Here is a 17,784-nt window from a genome sequence, read left to right as displayed (position 1 = left end):
GAACTATCCATGACATTATTCACTTTATTTTGTGAATTTAAAAATGATATCTGACAAGTGGATTACATTCTTCTTCATACTTTTTCAGAACTTTATTGGCAACATTTTTAGTGATCTTTTTACAGGTGACAAGTTTCTTCAGGCATGTATATATGTAATAGTAATCAAAGATATCCATTCAATCAGTTAACCATGCCTTTCATCTGTAATGAAATTTCAACTTCTGGCTGTGCATAGTAACTGTCTACTTTCAGATTATTTTCCAATGCAAAGTCAACAACATCCTGTTGCATTTGTTTTGAAAAAGAATCAGGTTCAATAAGTACCAGATGGTCACACTTTTCATTTTTTATGACATCTACAATCTGTTTTTTAAATTCTTCATTCAGATTTGAAAGTTGAATAACAACAGCATGATCCAAGTCATACTTGGATACATATTCTCGTACACAATCATGAGTGGCTTCACTGTTTGAATTGCTTGTTACAAACAGTGGCTTATTATTAACAGCTGATTCTAATGCACTGTTAATTACAGCTTTCAAAGTATGAACCTGTCTTTCGTTGAATTCATTGAACACATCCTGAATAAGACGGCCACTGTCACGTTCATAGACTTCAAAGCCATTATCTTCAAATGCCTTAAGCAGTCTTCCATCATTGAATGCATTAGCAAACACAATACAGTCACCATCAGTAACAAATGTTCTGCTTGTTGTAAGATCCTTTATTGTATTTACAAACTTCTCTGGTTCATAAAAAGCATTGGAAAAATGAAAATGCAATTCTCCAGTAAGTTCATAATTGTTTTTAGCAGCAAACTCCATATATTCCTCTAACTGCTTCGAAGAAAGTTTATTTTCTTCTTGTGTTAAAATATGTACTTTTTTCATAAGATCAATCCTTTCCTTTATTAACACAATGATGACACCTGCATTTTTTTACAGGTGTCACGATCTATCAATAAACGTATCGGTTCAAGTCTGTTTTCCAATGTCCAAACCAGCTTCTGTATAGAATCATCAAGAACATACGACACACGTGTCAAAGACCACTCCTCAATTGTTGCGACGGTTTGTTCACGCTCGACTGTTGAATAGAGTGAAGTATCATTTACGTTTTCATATCGGCAAAGGTCTATCCTCACCTTTTTATGATCAGTTGTTTCTCGCTCCAATACGAAACAGAGAAAAAAGTTCACATTTTATTGTGACCTTACATATCTATGTTCACATATTCTCTTGGCGCAACTATCAACGTGCTAGAAAACTTTTTGTTGCTGATTCAGACTATTCTGTTTTCAATGTCCTCCTGAGAGGAGATGCTTAATAACTCCCCTCATATATAACTGGACATTTTTTTATTACTTGATAACCTTATTTAAAAAAAAACAAGTTACTTTTTTGACTTATTTTTGATATTTTCTATTATTCTTTTTTTACGTTTATGTATTGCTGGTTGAGAAACACCCATCAATGCAGAGAGTTCTCTTTCTGTTTTATTCTTAATAAGAATATTTGTAATAAGATTCCTATCTTCTTCTGAAAGTTGATTAATGATATTCATTACATTTTCAACTTCTTCATTGACATTAAAAGTATCATATTGATTCTTGTCATCAGCAATCTTATCTACAAGCGCTGTATTATTATTATCTAACTGATCTAAACTGGATACTTTAAACTCACTTCTCTTTTCTTTTTCACGTTCTTCTTTTTTAAATGAATTGTAACAAGTTTTATATACTTCTTCCGATACCTCATGGTATTGACCTTTTATTTTAAAATAATAGTGTTTGTTACCTTCAAGATCTCTTTTTACCCAAAAATAGTTTTTGTTATAATCGTTTTCCATTTTATCTTCCTCCATTGTATTTTTTGGCTGAAGATAATCAGGAGGAGATCTGATTTTATTCACAAATATATCCCCCTTAATAGACAATGTCTAAAGCGGGGTATAAAAAAAGTAGTGCTTTAGACTTCGTCTAATTTCACTACCGATACGATTATTAATTTTTCATAGTAATTTACGTATTAAAAAAGGGTACAAATTCAAAAAAATAAATTTGGTTGTACCCTTGATAACTGAATTTTATATTTTTAACTACTTATTCATTTTTAAGAACTGGATCACTATAGCTTATTGCATCTCCATGAATTTCTCCATTAACCATTGATAAAGCAATCTCAAAAGATTGGGTATATTTTCTTTCTAAAACATCTAGAAATTCAATAACTACATTAACCATACAATTTTCGAAATTTTTAGCATCATCAAAGCACCATGTAGTTGTGAATTCTTGATCAACCTTTATAACAGGTGTTCTATTAGGTTCTACTCTTTTAAAACTAACAATTTTATTTAAAATATTTGTTTTACCATTTGATTCCGGATATGTTCTAAAAGATTTTTCCATCCCATCATTTTTAAATGATAAATCTATAAAAAATAAATCATTTGATAATGAAGAACGGCTTGCTTCTACAAATGTAAAATATGGTCTTTCATGTAATCTTTCTTTTTCTTCTGGTGTTAATTTATTCATACAATTGATTTCCTCCTTATAATACTCATAATTAATAATTACTTTTTTTATAAAATGCGAAAATTGTTTCATCTGTTTTTCTTCATTTTTTAAATGTCCTAATAAAAAATTGGTTTCATATTTTTTATATATATAAATAAAAGATCTATAAATAAAATACATACTCACAACAATAATTAAAGAATAAACAATAATAATAGTCATATCTTTTATAGTATCTATATTTTTAAAAGACAATAAATTAGTTAAAAGAACCGTCAAAAAAACAGTTAAAAAGGAATTGTATATATTTATGTTTGATTTATTTGAAATCTCTATAGATATGTTTCTAATTGAATCTTCCGTAAATTTATAAATTATTAACATCTGTTCTTTAGAATAACTTGATAATTCTTTTTTTATAAATTCTACCTTATTAGTTTCTAATTGTTTTTTAATAGTTCTATTAACACTTGGTAGTTCAATTTTCCAAAAAAATGTTTGATATCCTGTATCTTTTATCTTGTATTTCTTTTTTATTTTACGAATCAATAATTTTTCACATATTACCATAATTAAAAACAACAAAATCAAGAATAATATTGGTAAAAGTATGTAATGACAAATTAATTGGAAGATATTTAACGTAGATTTTTCTAATTTAAAACCACTTATAATAATTTGTACTAAAAAATATCCAATTAAAATTAAATAAATTAGTTTTTCCTCTATATTATAAACATAAGGATATATTCCTCCCAAACTATTTATAATTGATTTTTTTGTGCAAGTATCATCATACTTTCTATAAAAATCTTCTACATTTTTTAAATCTTTATTCAATTTATTTTCCTCCATTTTAATCATTTTCTATCTCGATTACATACTATTTATTAAATCTTTTTTTCATATTAATCTAAACTAATTTTTAATCATGTAATTAAAATGAGAGAAAGAATTATAGATATTTCCACAATTCTTTTCTCTAAAAAAATTTAATCATCCCAAGATCCTTCTAATATCTTTTCTTGTGCATTACTAATTTGATTTACACCTTTATAAACCTTTTCAATTTTACCATCTCTAACATAAATAAGTGTTGTTGGTTTAATTTCTTTTAAATTCCCATATTTTGTCAAATCAATTTCTTTTAAGTCATCATTTTTTTCATTTAGATTAACAAAATATAAATCATTGATTCCCTTGTTCAAACTTCTAATTCCTGTATCACTACTTACACTCTTTGAATCTTTTGGGGAATAAAAATATACATAATGATATCCTTTAAATATTTCATTTACTTCTAAATGTTTATATTCTTTTGTTTTATAAGGATCGCTATGACCTGTTAAGGTTACCACTGCTACTATAGCTAAAGCAACAATGACCATTACTACAATTAATAATTTTTGTTTTGTTTTTTTCATAAGATTATCCTCCTATACATGTGATAAATCCATTTTTGTAGTTATATTTATAATTTCTTTATAATATTCTTCTTGCTTTTTATTTTCTTTTTCTATACATTTAGATATTTTTCCATCCTCTAAATAATAGAGTTTAGACGAATATGAAGCAACCAAACTATCATGAGTAACCATCACAATAGTTGTATTATTCATTTTATTAATTTCTCTAAAAAGTACCATGAGTTCTTTAGCATTGATACTATCCAAACTTCCTGTGGGCTCATCCGCAAAAATGATTTTTGGCTCCATTATTAATGCTCTTGCGATTGCTGCTCTTTGTTGTTGCCCACCTGAACATTGTGAAGGGTACTTATCTAATATTTCTTCAATTCCTAACTGTTTTGAGAGCTTATTTAATTTCTCAATTTGTTCTTCTTTATTAATTTTATTAAGTCTTAATGAAAATAAAATATTATCTTTAATTCTTAGCGAATCAATTAAATTATAGTTTTGAAAAATAAATCCGATTTCATTTTTTCTCATCTTTGACTTTTCATTTTCATTCATTGTTGCAATATTTTTATCTCCAATAATAATTTTTCCGTTAGTCGCATCATCTATTGTAGACATAATACTAATCAATGTTGTCTTACCAGATCCTGAAGCACCCATTATGCAAACAAAATCTCCCTCATCTACCTTTAAAGATAAATTATTCAATGCAACTTTAGGATATGCGCTATATGGGTTATATACTTTTTTCAAATTTTCTATTTCGATGATTGCCATGATGTATCTCTCCTTTTATATTGATAAATAATTAATTGTGATAATAAGTATGGTACAGTATACTCAAGCAAAACCTTTAATCCTAATACTATATTTAATTTTCCCCTTATAAAAAATGCAATGAATATACATAATATATATATAAGAGTAAAAATCCAAAATATAATATAAAATACGTTTACTTGTTGAGTAGAAATATTTGTAACCTCACTTTTAGATAATCCTATCTTCATTAAATTATTATAACTTCCTTTTTTTTCATGATTATCTATTTGAAAACGATTTATTAAACTCGTTGCTAATAAAATATTTGTTAGGACAAATGCAATATGCAATGCAATTGATAAAAATGGTCTACTATCTGCAAATAAAATTAAGGATGGAAAAATAATTACAGAAATCATAATCAATATAATTAATGTTCTTGACTGTTGCATAAACATAGATACATTTCCTAAAACAACATACTTCTTAGCTTCTATTTCTACATCATCAAATAATTCTAAAATTGTATTTGGTACCCAATAGTAAAACATCCCATAGGCTCCTAAAGCACCCACACATGATGCAATAACAAAACCCATATCCAATTCTTTTCCTACATACATCGCAAATAGACCTACACAATAAGCTATTAAAAAGACAACATCAGGTATTTTTAATGATCTGTTATCTACTTTATAACCATTAATATTGTTAGTTTTTAATAATCCTGAGATATTAGTTGAGATGACATATTTTGTTTCAAATGCAATCAATAGAATAAAAATAAATAAAACAATACCTAATAAAAATAAATATGATTTAATTGAAAAATTAAATAATGGTATATTAGACTTTGTGTAAATATTTATAATTAATAAAACAAGTGGTACAAAAATAAATGATAAAATTACTGAAATTAACAATGAAACAATTGTTATAACTAACATTTGAATTGCTTTATAACACAATATATGAAATGTATTGTATCCTGCCATTTTCAAGAATCCTAATTCTACAGACGATGTTAAACAATAATAATAACAACTGTAACTTATAAGAAAAATGCATATAATTAACAATGCTATTGATAAAGTCATTACTGCAAAATTATCAGAAAAATTCACAACATCCAAAGGCAAAATATAATTACTACCATATGCAATTTTATGACTAATACTTGTCATTTTTATTAAATACGGATTCGAAAAAAATTGAATAAATACAATACAAACAACAAATGTAGCTATTAAAGACAGCATTAAACTCATGATTTTTTTCTTTTCCTTAAATAACATTTCAATAGAAATACTTAACATATAAATTAACTCCCTTCCAATTAGACTCATATATCTGTTAAAATCAACATTACCTACCATTTATTAGAGTTAATAATTAACATAGATGTGATTTATAGATATCTCAATATAAAATTTTTAATAGTATCTATTATTTCTTGTTATAACAATTTTCTTGATAAAGTTGACACCAAGTAGATCCTGTACCTAAACAACTTGTTAGACCAGCTGTCATTTTCCACCAATATTTACATTGTGCTTTTGTTGCTTTACCTGCTAATTCATCTACGTCTACTTCTTCAAATACTTCATTAAATAATTTTTTACTTTCCATTTTTATTTCCACCTTTCACTTTCATATCTATAAATCACATTTATATTAACTATCTTGGATATTCAATAATTGCTTAATAGGTTCGATATCAACAAATAATAAATCATCATCTATTTTATTATCTATAAATTCAATATATTTTCGTGCTTGATCAAATTTTCCAATTTCAAATAGCAATAAGCCTATTAATAAATCAATATGATATCCATCATAATTAATCCTACTTTCCATTTTATTAAATGTTTTCTTTCGATATTTACATATTTCCTTCAATAAATAATTCATCTTATTTTTGCATTCAATATAATGTAGTAATGTCTTATAATAAACAAAATCGTAATTATCCTTTTCCAATTCCTCATATTCTTGTATCAATTTGTCAACCAATTCAAATTGTCCACATTGGAAATAAATAGCAATTATATTTACTATTACTTCTTTAGAATATTCTTTATTAAACTGTTTTTTTATTTTTGGTAAGTAGTTTTCTGTAATATAACTAATTTCTTCAAGATTTGGATTATAGATAATATCTCTTGTAAAATAATAAAGCCACCTAAAATTAGAAGTATCCTCTTCTATCATTTTTCTCAACAACTCTAGATTCCTATTTACTTTATCTTTTTTCTTGATTATTCCATTCATATAACCATCATGAAAAACAACTATATTTGTATGACATAATGCAAACTGTCCATTTTTAGAAGTTGATTTAACATATTCATGTACCCTACCATAATAATTTAAATATTTACTATTATTTATTATTCTTTGCATTGTAATATTTCGTATATTAGAATCCTTGTTTTGAATTTCCAAGCTAAATGCAAATTCTTTTTTATTTTCATGAAAATCAATGATTTTTAATAAATCATAAAGCTTATTTATTTCTGATTCTTTAATATATTCATCAGCATCCAAAAATAGTATCCACTCATTTTTAGCATTTTTTTTAGCAAAATTTCTTGCCTTTGAAAAGTCATCTTCCCATATATAATCAAAGGTATTTAATTTTTTATTCATTGCCTTATATGATTTTAAAATATTTAAAGTATTATCCGTTGATCCCGTATCTACAATAACAATTTCATCAAAATAAGGTAAATGTTTATCTAAAAAACGTTTTATGCATCTTTCTTCATTTTTTACAATTGCACATAAAGTAATATTTATTTTTTCATTATTATATTTTTCATACTCATCTATTTCTAAATTACTAATAACTGATGTATAATACTTCGTATTTAAATAACTAAAAACATTTTTGTAATTATCAATAATATTGAGAGAGCATAAAAATTTATTTATTATTTTAGAATAACCAACATTATTAATGTTTATTTTTAACGTATTTTTCAGGCATTCTTTACTAAAAAATTTATCATTAATATTTGACTTCATTTCGCTCCTCCTTCTACAAATTTATCTAATTTTTCTTCACTAACATAACCTTCTTTTCTCTTTAGCTCTTTATTATTTTTAAAACAGATCAATGTTGGTGTTTTGGTTAAATTGTATTTTTTTACTAAATCAAAATATTTCATTGCTTTATTGTTTATATTAACCGCATATATTTTTAATCCTTTTTTTTCAATTTCACTATTCAATACTTCTTTAAAGCTGCTACAAGCTGTACAATCATCTTTGAAAAAGTATATATATACTAATTGATTAGTGTTCATTTTTTCTTTTAATTCATTAGATGTATTAAGAATATAATATAAATTCATATCTTTTGCTTCTGCAACCACCATCGAAAATGGAAAATACAAGGATAATAATAACAGAGCTATTAAAACTAATTTTTTTATCACTTTAAACGACCTCTTTTAACTTATTATTATTTATTTGATAATAGTTATTTATCTTTGAATGTACTAAAGTATTATTTTCTAAAACTATGTATGTTGAATTAGATTTACTCATCCAATTCATAATAGTATTCAACTGTTCTAAATTAAGTTGAGATAGCAATTGATCAAAAAAGTAAATCCTATAGTCTCGTAGAATTGCTCTTAATATATTTAACAAAACAATTTCGCTATTTGATAAATCACATACTCTTATACAAGTATTAAGCTTGCTTGGCATTCTATCTAATAAAAATGTGATATTTAATTCGTAAATCAAATTATATAAATAACCTTCTGATATTTTATCATCACCTATCAAAAACTCTTTAAATGTCTTATTACCAAATTCATTATTTTCTTTTACATACATTATTAGATTATTGTATGTACTAATTGAATTTAATTCTTGATCATTAATTGTTACAGTACCACTTTTTCTCAATTTAGAATTCGTAAGTAATTTATAAAGCATTGTTTTTCCTGATAATGCTTCCCCACAAATTTCAATAATACTATTACTATCAACTATTAAATTAATAGATTCAAATAAACCATTTTTATCTGATAACTCACTAACAACAACTGCAGGCGTTTCTAATAAAACTAATTGTTTCTTATCAATTTCATTATCATTACTATTCAAATTATTATTTTCTAAATATATTAAATAATCTATATAGTCTAATAATTTAATGTCTAACTGAATAAAAGGCATTAGTAGTAAAGCAATTAAAACAAAATCAATAATAAATGTATTTAATGCAATTGAATCAGACATTACTCTATATGACAGGAATATGAATACACTGTAAGTTAAAGATATACAAAATAATATTGTTATAATTTTGTTTAATTTTTTTAGTTTTATTCCATTTCTATTTAAATAACTTATTTCTATAAAAGATATCATTATTAAAGGAATAATTAATGATAGTCCATACTTTAAAGACTGTATGTCTAAAAAATACAACAATATAATTACATAAATAACAGATAATAAATTTACAGTGTTTCTGAACAACCCCTTGTTCATTAATAATAATTTTCTGCTATTTGTTATATTTTTACTGAAATGATTTTTTAGTTCATCTATATTTTTCTTTTCATTTTTATCATTAAAAATAGCTATAATGACATTAAGTAAAATCAATAGTAATATAACTAAAGAACTATATTCGAAAAATGCCTTGTCTTTTAGATTGAAAGATAATTCAGTAATATTCGCAAAATACAAACAAATATAAAACAAAGACAAATACTTAATTCCATTAAGTAAAATTCCTCCAAATAGTTGTGCTTTAGAATAATTTATCAATCGTAAAAATATAGAAGTTACTGTATTTTTCTTAAAAGCCGTTAATTTATCATCATCTATTTCATCTATTATAAGCACAGTTTCATCTTGGCTCTTCTTATTTACAGATGCATATCTCCAACTTTTTTCATTCACTAATATTGACTTATCATCTGTAATACTTTTGTTAGAAAAATGAGCTTTGATCCCCATATTATTTAATAGAAGTTCGTTATTTAAGTCACGGTATTGACTTGGATATATAACCCTGTAGAATTTATCTATAAAATTTTTATTCTTTAAATACTTAAAAATTAGATTTACTCTATTATCCATTACTATATACCTTCATTCTTTATCCAATTTAAAAAATATTCATAATCAAATCCATCATTTTCTGTCCATCCATATTCACCAACGATTTTTCCATTTTTATAATGGAGAAAACTTGGTGTTCCCTCAATGTTATGACTTTTCTTAAATCTTGTCCATTTTGAATTATTTTTATGTATCTCTGTTACATCTAAATATTTTAGTTTTTTCAAGTCTGGATTTGATTTTAAATCATGTACAATCCTATCATCTAATATTTCGCAGTCACTACACGTTGGACGAGCAACATAAACAAAAAATTCATCGTGATGATCATTCTTATTTTCAATATCCGTTATACTGATAGCACCTAGATATTGTTGAATTCCTTTTGTATTATTTTTTGGTTTTGTTTCACAACCAACAAACATAAACGCTGCAAAAATAACTAATATAATTTTTTTCATTTTGAAACCTCTTTTTTGTTATTCTTGTTGTAGTATTGAGTGTTTTTTTATTTCAAATTTCTTTTTATTTGTTACATTTAATTTTTGATGTGTAATATATATTTTTAATATATTGTATTTATCCAAATTTTCTAAAATTTTATTTTTGTTTTCATCGTCAATATTTGAAAAAGTCTCATCAAATATTATTACGTCTGGATTTTTTAAAATACCATATGCTATAGATAATCTTTGTTTTTGTCCTAATGATAAATTCGATCCATCCTTTTGAATCTCATAATTAAATTGATTTGGTAATGACATTATAAAATCCAAAATATTCAAATCATGACAGACAGTTAAAATTTTATTTGACATAACTTTTTTCCCATCCGTTAAAAAATTAATTATGGTTCCTTTTACCATTGGCATATCATTAGAAAGATAAACAACTTTTTCTCGTATATAATGACCATTTAAATATTTAATATTAATATTATTAAAATATATATTTCCTAGATAACTTTCATTTAATCCAATTATTGATTTAGCTAAAGAGCTCTTTCCACTGCCACTTTTACCTACAATAATATTATTATTTTCTATCTTAAAATCTGCATTTGAATTAATAAGCAGACTTTTTAATCCATACCCTAAAGAATAATCCTTTAAACTTATCTGTTTTATTTTTCCTATATCATTATTATTCTGTTTTTCATCATTATTATTAATATTAAGTATTGCAATAAACCTTTTATAAGAAATCATTTGATTTTCAACATCAACCTGAATATTTACTGTTTCTAATACAGCTTGTACTAACAAATTAGAAATATTAATAAATACTATAAGCGACCCCAAACTAAGTATCTTACTATTAATTAACGCCATTCCTATTAGTATAGTTGAAAAATTTGTTATTTGTGAAATTATACCTTGAAAAGCTGTTAAACTTTTTGAATATTTAAAGCTTATATTTCTATTTTTTATATATTTTTTTAATAAAAAATCCACTTTATCGCTATCGAGTTCTTCTCTGTTATAGATTTTTTCATTTTCTAAGTTAGTAATAACTGATATTAATTTATCATCTAAATCGGCATAATCTTTATGTATGTTATAGCTATTTTCATATATCCTATTAAAATATATTTTTACAATAATTATTGATATAACACACATAATTAAATGTATAATTCCTAAGAAACTACTAATTTTAAAAAGTATAAATATTGCAATTATGATCAATATCACATCGACTATTACTCTCGTTAATATCATTGAAATTAGGTCTACAATATTCATTCCTTCTTTTAATCTATTTATTAGTTCACCCGAGTGTAGAGAATTTAATAATTTAGGTTTAATATTTAAAACATTATTTATATACCTATGATAAAGATAATATTCAATATTATTTGTTATATCTTGAACATACCCAATTTTTAAATAATTTAAATATGTGTCACTAAAACTTACTAATACATAAATCATTATTGCTATACAAATAGTCAGTCCATTTATCATTTTTAGATTTGGTAATAAATTATCTATAAAAAAGCCAAGTACTGAAGATAATAAAATATTTACCAAAACTAATAAGAAAGAAATTCCAACTAATCCAGAGAGTTCCTTCTTATACTTAATTAATAAATCCAGAATAATATTTGTTTCTCTTCCCTTTTTTAAGATATCACTTTGTATTTTTGAATTTGTTTTCTTTTCTATACTTAAAATGTATTGTGCATTCTTTAAAATATCACTTATTTTCATTTTTTCTATTTTAGGATGTGATGGGTCTGATATGATACATTTTCCATTAGATAAAATTTTATAAAGTACAATATAATGATTTTCTAATTCCCTTTCTAAAAATAAAATACATGGTAAATTTTTATTAGAAATGTTCTTAAACTTATTCTTTTTTGATTTTTCATCAATTTTAAATATTTTTGATACAAATCCATTTGATATGAAGAAAGTCTTAATATCATTTATACTTGTTCCGTAGTCATTATTATTTATACCTTTTTTTATTTTCTCATAGTCAACAGTATAACCATAATAATTTAGACAACTTATAACGCAAGCAGTCCCACAATCGTTCTCATATAACTGTATGTTATGTTTATACCTCATTAGCATCACCTCCATTTTTAATATATTTTCTTAAGACAATAAAAATATACAATAAATAGAGACATGTTCCTTTTTTATTACGTAGAAATCAAAAAAAACACCGTGAACATACCATATTAATAAAAAAAGAGCTTAAAACCTAATATGTATACTACTAAGTTTTATTAAAGCTCAAGTTTAGATTATTTTATATTACTTATGCTACCGATAAAATTTACTAATTAAAAAATATATTTTGTTTATTAAGCTATCAGGAAATTTTGAAACATCAATTATCCTCCTAGAATCTCCATATAAAATATAATTAGCATCTTCATTATAAAGTTTAATTAATTTCATCATAGTAGTTAGTGATGGTAAACATTCATTATTTTCATATTTACCAATTGTTGTTCTATGAACACCTACTTCTTTTGCAACAAATTCCTGTGATAATTTTTCTCTTATTCTAGCAGCTTTCAATCTTTCTCCAAGTGTCATAATTATCATCCTTCCTAGTGTATTTATTTTAACACATATTGAGCGTAGAACGCTCTTTTTTCTTTATTTTACGATATATAAGGACTTCTTACGCTATTATTTATAATATTTATTCTTTTTTTGATACTATTTTTTTAGGAGGTAGTTTAAATATGAAAAAACATTTATATTTATTAAGTGCTTTTGTTTTATTTGTTGCTCAATTTGCTGCAAGTACACCATCACAAATTGGACATTTTCAAGCAGAAGTTCCTGAAAAATTAAAAAAATAAAATTATTCAATATATTATATTTATGTTATTATTTTTTTAAATATTATATAATAGTACTTATCCTTTTTGAATAAGTACTATTATATTAATAAAATAAATTATTAGGAGGAAAAAATGAATATAGCTATAATTGATGATGATAAAAATTTTTTAAAAATCTTTTCCAATAAAGTTAAATCTCTCTCTCGTAATGTTTTTGATACTTCTTCTATTGATAGTTACACTAATTGTGAAACTCTTTTAGAAAAAAAATATGACATTTATTTTTTAGATGTTGATTTAATTAAACTTAATGGGATCGATATTGCTAAGTTTATTAAAGAAGATAATCCGGCTGCAAAAATTATTTTTGTTACTTCACGTAGTGATCTAATATTTAGTGCAATTACTGTTCAGCCATTCTATTTTATTAGAAAAACTAATTTAGAAAAAGATTTAACAATTGCATTTACACTTTTAACAGATTATTATACAGTGAAAGAATACTACAAAATTAAATATGATTCCGAAATTATAAGTATTTTAATTGATGATATTATTTATTTAGAAACATCTGATCATTTAACCACAATATATACAAATAACAAACAGTATCACGTTTATAAAACTTTAAAAACTGTTCAAAATGAAATAAATTCTAGACAAATAATACAAATAAATAGAAAAAATTGTGTTAATGTTTTACACATTGTTGATGAGCAAAAAAACTATATTAAATTAGATAATGATATAATATTGAAAATTGGGAAGCCATTTAAAAATGAATTTCTATCCATCTTAAAAGAATATGCTATAGAGGAGGATTAATATTATGTTATTCGAAATTGTTAATGATCTATTTGAAAATTTTCTTATTTCATACTTCATATCATCATATTTAAAGTTAGAGAAAAAAAATAAGATTTTCTTTTTATTAATCACTATCCCTATTAATACATTTATAAGTGCTTTTCTCTCAAATTTTAATATTATAGGTTTTTCACAAACATTACTTATTCAAATAGTTTTATGGTTAAGCCTTTTTACATTCAACAAGGAGTTTTCAACACAAGATATTATGATTTCTTTATTTTGTAATATTTTATTAGTTATCGCTGTATATTTTTCTATCTTAACTTTCTCATTTATTTTCCATATAACTCCTGCGAAAGTATTTTCGACAAATACAATTTATTATCCTGAACTTATTTTTTCTAGAATTGTTTTTATTATTCTTTTATTAATTACATTGAAAAAAAGGCCTTTACTTCTTACTAAAACACAAAACACAAAAACAAATTATTTATTAACATTTGAACTATTATTTATTTTACTAATGATATACTATTTTACTTCAAATGTTTTATTTTCAGACACTTTTAGTTCAGCAAATGTTATTTTTATATGCTTTGTAATGTTATTTTTATCATTTTGTTTTATTTTCAATCAAATGGTGAAAATGAATAAAGTCATATATGAAAATAAATTAAAAAAACAACGTGAAAATTATACTAAAGAAAACCTAAAAAATATTAAAGCTATAAAGTTTGAGATAGAAAATATCAGTCATAGAATGAATTATATTCTCCAATCTATCGAATTTGACTTATACGAACAAAATTATGATGATGCAATTTCAAAAATAGAATCATATAAAAATACAGTCTCAAGTGTTTCAAATGTCATTTGTACTCATAATGAATTATTTGACTTTATGCTCAACTTTGAAATTAAGTTTTTTCATCAACAAAATAAACAATTAAAAATATGTTCCTTTGTATCACAAAATCAAAGTTACAATAATTTAGAGCTTATAAATAAAATAACAGATTCTTTAAAATACTTTTATTCATATGTAAATGAAATAGAATTATTTTTAACAGAGCAAGATAATTTTTTAGAAGTAAAATTTATAATTCCTACAAATGATTTTGTCCAAAAGGAAATAATAGATAATCTTTCAGAAATAAACATACCAAATATATCAATTAAGAATCTTAATAACTTATTAGTGATATTATACAAGGAGAAATTAACATCATATGATTAATAACATAGTAAATATTTTTATAAAAAATAATATCATCAATAAAGATGATGCCGATATATATAGGTATGGATTATTTGTAATTTTATATAATGGTTTTCTAATAATAGATATACTTCTTCTAGGAACTATTTTTAATCAACTTAAATTTACCTGTTTATTTATAATATTTTGGACTCCTTATAGAATTTTTATAGGTGGTTCACATTGCAGTACACCTATAAAATGTTGCATCGTGTTTAATATATTTTTTTTAGTTGGTATACTTTTGTACATTATGAAATTAAATAATTTTATATTTGTAATAAATATATTTTTTTTATTAATACAATTAATATTTAGTAAACCGACCAAAGTATTTTATATTTTGTGGATTTTATTCTTTTTAATTTATTCTTTTTTCCACATTGATTGTAGCAGTGTTATAAATATAACTTATTTTTTAAATTCAGTTACAGTAATTCATAAAATTTTTTCAAAAAATAAATATATAATTTAAATGATAATATTATATTCTGTAACAAATATTAGCAAACTAGTTACAGGGATGTCCTAACTGCACCATCCCTATGCACTTATATAATTACAGCTATCCCAAGATAAAGATCAATTAAAAAAATACATATTAGATGTATTTCCGTTGTTTTCTCTTTTTCTTGGGATTTTTATTATGAGTTCTTCTTCTACAAGTGTCTTTATTTGCTTTCTTACTGTTCTTTCCGAAAGTCCTGTATCATTAACAATTGTTTTAACCGATGGGAAACAAGACCATGTTTTCCTATTTGCGTATCGTAGTAATGCTCTATAAACCATTCTTCCTGCTGGAGTTACATTTGCACTTGATACTTTTGTATAAAAATACATATAATCCTTATTCAACTTTGACACCCGCCTCTTTTATTATTTTTTTAAGATCAAATTTTATATTGTCATCTTTTTCAAACTTATATTTTAAAATTGATGTGATCTTATTTATATCTGCATATTTAACTTCTCTCTGTACTCTTTGATTGACTTGATATTCCTTGTCCAATTTTATCTTCCACTTAATGAATAATCTTAAAACTGTTTTCATTGGATGCATTCCAGTCTTCATCAAAATAAAATGACCCTTTGGCATACTCTTTAATTCATCTGTTGTCATAAGAGGTCTTTCTATCATTTGTAAAGACTGTGATGGATCATTTTTTCCTTTACTAACCGATCCACTCATAACAGTCTTTGACCCGAGATTTTCACTCATTACTTTTGCTGTTTCTGAATTAGGTGCAAAACCGCCAAATAGTGTATCCTGACAGTTATCCACAATAATACTTGCTCCTTCTTTTCCATAATTCTTTTCCAACTGTGCTAATGATTGAATTATTGCTACTATGGAAATATTTCTTGATCTAGATGCTGAAAACATCATTTCTGCTGATTCTATTTTAGGGATAGTTCCAATTTCATCGAGATACATAATGACCTTTCTTTTTAATCTTCCACCCTGACTATCAGCACAAGCCAACATTTCACGATAATACTGTTGAATAAAAAGAGAAATCAAAAAGTGTTTTGTATTATCTTCTTCAGGCATTACTAAAAAGATTGCAGATTTTTCACTGCAGAATTTCTCTATATCAACTGTAGTTTCGAAACACAATATCTGTTCGATTTCAGAATCAATAAATGCATTTAAACGAGATAAAACAGTAGAAAGAACAGACATCATTGCCTGTTCTCCTGTATTCAAAGCAGCACCAGCAAACCACTTTGCTTTATGGTTGTCAGGCAAATAATCAAGCAAAATCTGAAACTGTGTTTTCCCTTTTATTCCAGAAGGTTTCAACAGATCCTGAACAAGTTTAAATACACTGACGATATGTCTTTCTCCGTCATCACAAAATTCAGAAATAATTAAGATGATACTTGTAAGAAGTCCCTCTGCTGAATCATAAAAGAATGAATTTTGACCATAGCTTGATGCACTTTCTCCATCAGAAAAGATAATTGTTTTTGCAATTATTTTGGCATACTTTTCTGTTTTGGCTTTTAAAGACAAATCATTTCTGTTTTGTTTGTACTGATCCATATATTTATTGACCATATGAAGCATATTGTTTCCATCTGAAAAAAGAGGATTTCTTAAATCAATAACTGAAATATTATACCCATAATAGTCATAGGCAATTCCACCATAATTACGATACAGATCACCTTTTGTATCCGTTGTTATAAAAGAGACACCACTGGCACAGGCATATTCTAAATTTGGATACAAAAAATGGGCTGTTTTTCCAACACCAGCTGCACCAATCATCAACAAATGAATATCATCACAATCAACATATCCAAATGTTTTTCCAAAGTTTATTTTACTTCCTACAACTAATCCCTGTGATTTTGGAAGATCAATGCCTTTTCTCCACTTCACACTGTCAAATTCAATATATTTCAAACTTTGATGAACCTCTTTATCTGTCGCAAATCGAGCTGTTCCATATTGTCCATCACCGACTGTTTTCGATTTGATCTTATTCAGATTATAGTTTCCATTAAAATACACAGCACATCCTATAAAAAGAAAAAATAAAATACCAAACGCTATAAATATTCCTTGTGATTTTGTCATCGTTTTTTCTCACCT

The 17,784-nt window shown here is 24.7% G+C and carries 19 protein-coding genes; 4 read left to right on the top strand and 15 right to left on the bottom strand.

Translation table 11 applies throughout. The annotated features are described in order from the left end of the window. Positions 1–182 precede the first annotated feature (182 nt). The 13 genes from LJD32_RS05555 to LJD32_RS05495 all read right to left on the bottom strand — a co-directional run bounded on the left by LJD32_RS05555 (position 183) and on the right by LJD32_RS05495 (position 12,860). Entirely contained in the window at positions 183–893 is a 711-nt protein-coding gene (locus LJD32_RS05555; RefSeq protein ID WP_227391921.1) for a hypothetical protein, read from the bottom strand. Positions 894–1,395: 502 nt separating this feature from the next. Further along, positions 1,396–1,854 carry a sigma-70 family RNA polymerase sigma factor gene (locus LJD32_RS05550; RefSeq protein WP_227391920.1) on the bottom strand — a complete coding sequence of 153 codons (459 nt, stop codon included), beginning with the start codon at positions 1,852–1,854 and terminating at the stop codon, positions 1,396–1,398. A 253-nt stretch (positions 1,855–2,107) separates the two neighbouring features. Then, positions 2,108–3,367, bottom strand: a complete 1,260-nt coding sequence (locus tag LJD32_RS05545; RefSeq protein ID WP_032089706.1) for a hypothetical protein — start codon at positions 3,365–3,367, stop codon at positions 2,108–2,110. A 152-nt stretch (positions 3,368–3,519) separates the two neighbouring features. Further along, positions 3,520–3,951: a hypothetical protein gene (locus LJD32_RS05540; protein WP_227391919.1), complete on the bottom strand. Its 432-nt coding sequence runs from the start codon at positions 3,949–3,951 to the stop codon at positions 3,520–3,522. A 12-nt stretch (positions 3,952–3,963) separates the two neighbouring features. Continuing rightward, positions 3,964–4,722, bottom strand: coding sequence for an ABC transporter ATP-binding protein (locus LJD32_RS05535; RefSeq protein ID WP_032089704.1), 759 nt, complete (start codon positions 4,720–4,722; stop codon positions 3,964–3,966). Further along, the gene (locus LJD32_RS05530; RefSeq protein ID WP_227391918.1) at positions 4,704–6,023 is read right to left on the bottom strand and encodes an ABC transporter permease; all 1,320 of its coding nucleotides are present in this window, start codon (positions 6,021–6,023) and stop codon (positions 4,704–4,706) included. Before LJD32_RS05530 ends, LJD32_RS05535 begins: the two co-directional genes overlap by 19 nt. Positions 6,024–6,153: 130 nt before the next feature. Further along, positions 6,154–6,336, bottom strand: coding sequence for a hypothetical protein (locus tag LJD32_RS05525; protein WP_032089702.1), 183 nt, complete (start codon positions 6,334–6,336; stop codon positions 6,154–6,156). 45 nt (positions 6,337–6,381) lie between these two features. Beyond that, positions 6,382–7,737, bottom strand: a complete 1,356-nt coding sequence (locus LJD32_RS05520; RefSeq protein ID WP_227391917.1) for a glycosyltransferase family 2 protein — start codon at positions 7,735–7,737, stop codon at positions 6,382–6,384. Next, complete coding sequence (locus LJD32_RS05515) at positions 7,734–8,150, bottom strand: thioredoxin family protein (RefSeq protein WP_032089700.1); 417 nt, start codon at positions 8,148–8,150, stop codon at positions 7,734–7,736. The genes LJD32_RS05520 and LJD32_RS05515 overlap by 4 nt, the downstream gene beginning before the upstream one ends. A 1-nt stretch (position 8,151) precedes the next feature. Next, positions 8,152–9,819: an ATP-binding cassette domain-containing protein gene (locus LJD32_RS05510; protein WP_227391916.1), complete on the bottom strand. Its 1,668-nt coding sequence runs from the start codon at positions 9,817–9,819 to the stop codon at positions 8,152–8,154. A 2-nt stretch (positions 9,820–9,821) separates the two neighbouring features. Next, positions 9,822–10,262, bottom strand: a complete 441-nt coding sequence (locus LJD32_RS05505) for a thioredoxin family protein (RefSeq protein ID WP_227391915.1) — start codon at positions 10,260–10,262, stop codon at positions 9,822–9,824. Positions 10,263–10,280: 18 nt separating this feature from the next. Beyond that, positions 10,281–12,380: an ATP-binding cassette domain-containing protein gene (locus tag LJD32_RS05500; RefSeq protein ID WP_227391914.1), complete on the bottom strand. Its 2,100-nt coding sequence runs from the start codon at positions 12,378–12,380 to the stop codon at positions 10,281–10,283. 201 nt (positions 12,381–12,581) lie between these two features. After that, entirely contained in the window at positions 12,582–12,860 is a 279-nt protein-coding gene (locus LJD32_RS05495; RefSeq protein WP_158561759.1) for a helix-turn-helix transcriptional regulator, read from the bottom strand. Between the two features lie 152 nt (positions 12,861–13,012). Between LJD32_RS05495 and LJD32_RS05490 the strand changes: the two genes are divergently transcribed. The 4 genes from LJD32_RS05490 (at position 13,013) to LJD32_RS15615 (ending at position 15,657) form a co-directional block, all read left to right on the top strand. Next, positions 13,013–13,132 carry a cyclic lactone autoinducer peptide gene (locus LJD32_RS05490; protein WP_081918876.1) on the top strand — a complete coding sequence of 40 codons (120 nt, stop codon included), beginning with the start codon at positions 13,013–13,015 and terminating at the stop codon, positions 13,130–13,132. A gap of 114 nt (positions 13,133–13,246) precedes the next feature. Beyond that, entirely contained in the window at positions 13,247–13,939 is a 693-nt protein-coding gene (locus tag LJD32_RS05485; RefSeq protein WP_032089697.1) for a LytR/AlgR family response regulator transcription factor, read from the top strand. 4 nt (positions 13,940–13,943) lie between these two features. After that, the gene (locus LJD32_RS05480) at positions 13,944–15,161 is read left to right on the top strand and encodes a hypothetical protein (protein ID WP_032089696.1); all 1,218 of its coding nucleotides are present in this window, start codon (positions 13,944–13,946) and stop codon (positions 15,159–15,161) included. Next, the gene (locus tag LJD32_RS15615) at positions 15,154–15,657 is read left to right on the top strand and encodes an accessory gene regulator B family protein (RefSeq protein WP_227391913.1); all 504 of its coding nucleotides are present in this window, start codon (positions 15,154–15,156) and stop codon (positions 15,655–15,657) included. The genes LJD32_RS05480 and LJD32_RS15615 overlap by 8 nt, the downstream gene beginning before the upstream one ends. Positions 15,658–15,764: 107 nt before the next feature. On the opposite strand, the gene LJD32_RS05470 is transcribed toward LJD32_RS15615, so the two are convergent. After that, a complete protein-coding gene (locus LJD32_RS05470) occupies positions 15,765–16,046 on the bottom strand; it encodes a helix-turn-helix domain-containing protein (RefSeq protein WP_227391912.1) in 282 nt (93 codons plus the stop codon). Beyond that, positions 16,030–17,769 carry a VirD4-like conjugal transfer protein, CD1115 family gene (locus tag LJD32_RS05465; RefSeq protein ID WP_227391911.1) on the bottom strand — a complete coding sequence of 580 codons (1,740 nt, stop codon included), beginning with the start codon at positions 17,767–17,769 and terminating at the stop codon, positions 16,030–16,032. Before LJD32_RS05465 ends, LJD32_RS05470 begins: the two co-directional genes overlap by 17 nt. Between the last annotated feature and the right edge of the window lie 15 nt (positions 17,770–17,784).

Origin of the sequence: Faecalibacillus sp. TM498, assembly GCF_020589955.1 — a bacterium.
Taxonomy (GTDB): domain Bacteria; phylum Bacillota_I; class Bacilli_A; order Erysipelotrichales; family Coprobacillaceae; genus Faecalibacillus; species Faecalibacillus intestinalis.
The sequence above is the reverse complement of the archived record's forward strand: the minus strand, read 5'-3'. Positions and strand labels throughout refer to the sequence as shown.

Coding starts and splice junctions, on each gene's coding strand:
- LJD32_RS05555 (WP_227391921.1), bottom strand. CDS start 893: ATGAAAAAAGTACATATTTTAACACAAGAAGAAAATAAACTTTCTTCG.
- LJD32_RS05550 (WP_227391920.1), bottom strand. CDS start 1,854: ATGGAAAACGATTATAACAAAAACTATTTTTGGGTAAAAAGAGATCTT.
- LJD32_RS05540 (WP_227391919.1), bottom strand. CDS start 3,951: ATGAAAAAAACAAAACAAAAATTATTAATTGTAGTAATGGTCATTGTT.
- LJD32_RS05535 (WP_032089704.1), bottom strand. CDS start 4,722: ATGGCAATCATCGAAATAGAAAATTTGAAAAAAGTATATAACCCATAT.
- LJD32_RS05530 (WP_227391918.1), bottom strand. CDS start 6,023: ATGTTAAGTATTTCTATTGAAATGTTATTTAAGGAAAAGAAAAAAATC.
- LJD32_RS05525 (WP_032089702.1), bottom strand. CDS start 6,336: ATGGAAAGTAAAAAATTATTTAATGAAGTATTTGAAGAAGTAGACGTA.
- LJD32_RS05520 (WP_227391917.1), bottom strand. CDS start 7,737: ATGAAGTCAAATATTAATGATAAATTTTTTAGTAAAGAATGCCTGAAA.
- LJD32_RS05510 (WP_227391916.1), bottom strand. CDS start 9,819: ATGGATAATAGAGTAAATCTAATTTTTAAGTATTTAAAGAATAAAAAT.
- LJD32_RS05505 (WP_227391915.1), bottom strand. CDS start 10,262: ATGAAAAAAATTATATTAGTTATTTTTGCAGCGTTTATGTTTGTTGGT.
- LJD32_RS05500 (WP_227391914.1), bottom strand. CDS start 12,380: ATGAGGTATAAACATAACATACAGTTATATGAGAACGATTGTGGGACT.
- LJD32_RS05495 (WP_158561759.1), bottom strand. CDS start 12,860: ATGACACTTGGAGAAAGATTGAAAGCTGCTAGAATAAGAGAAAAATTA.
- LJD32_RS05490 (WP_081918876.1), top strand. CDS start 13,013: ATGAAAAAACATTTATATTTATTAAGTGCTTTTGTTTTATTTGTTGCT.
- LJD32_RS05485 (WP_032089697.1), top strand. CDS start 13,247: ATGAATATAGCTATAATTGATGATGATAAAAATTTTTTAAAAATCTTT.
- LJD32_RS05480 (WP_032089696.1), top strand. CDS start 13,944: ATGTTATTCGAAATTGTTAATGATCTATTTGAAAATTTTCTTATTTCA.
- LJD32_RS15615 (WP_227391913.1), top strand. CDS start 15,154: ATGATTAATAACATAGTAAATATTTTTATAAAAAATAATATCATCAAT.
- LJD32_RS05465 (WP_227391911.1), bottom strand. CDS start 17,769: ATGACAAAATCACAAGGAATATTTATAGCGTTTGGTATTTTATTTTTT.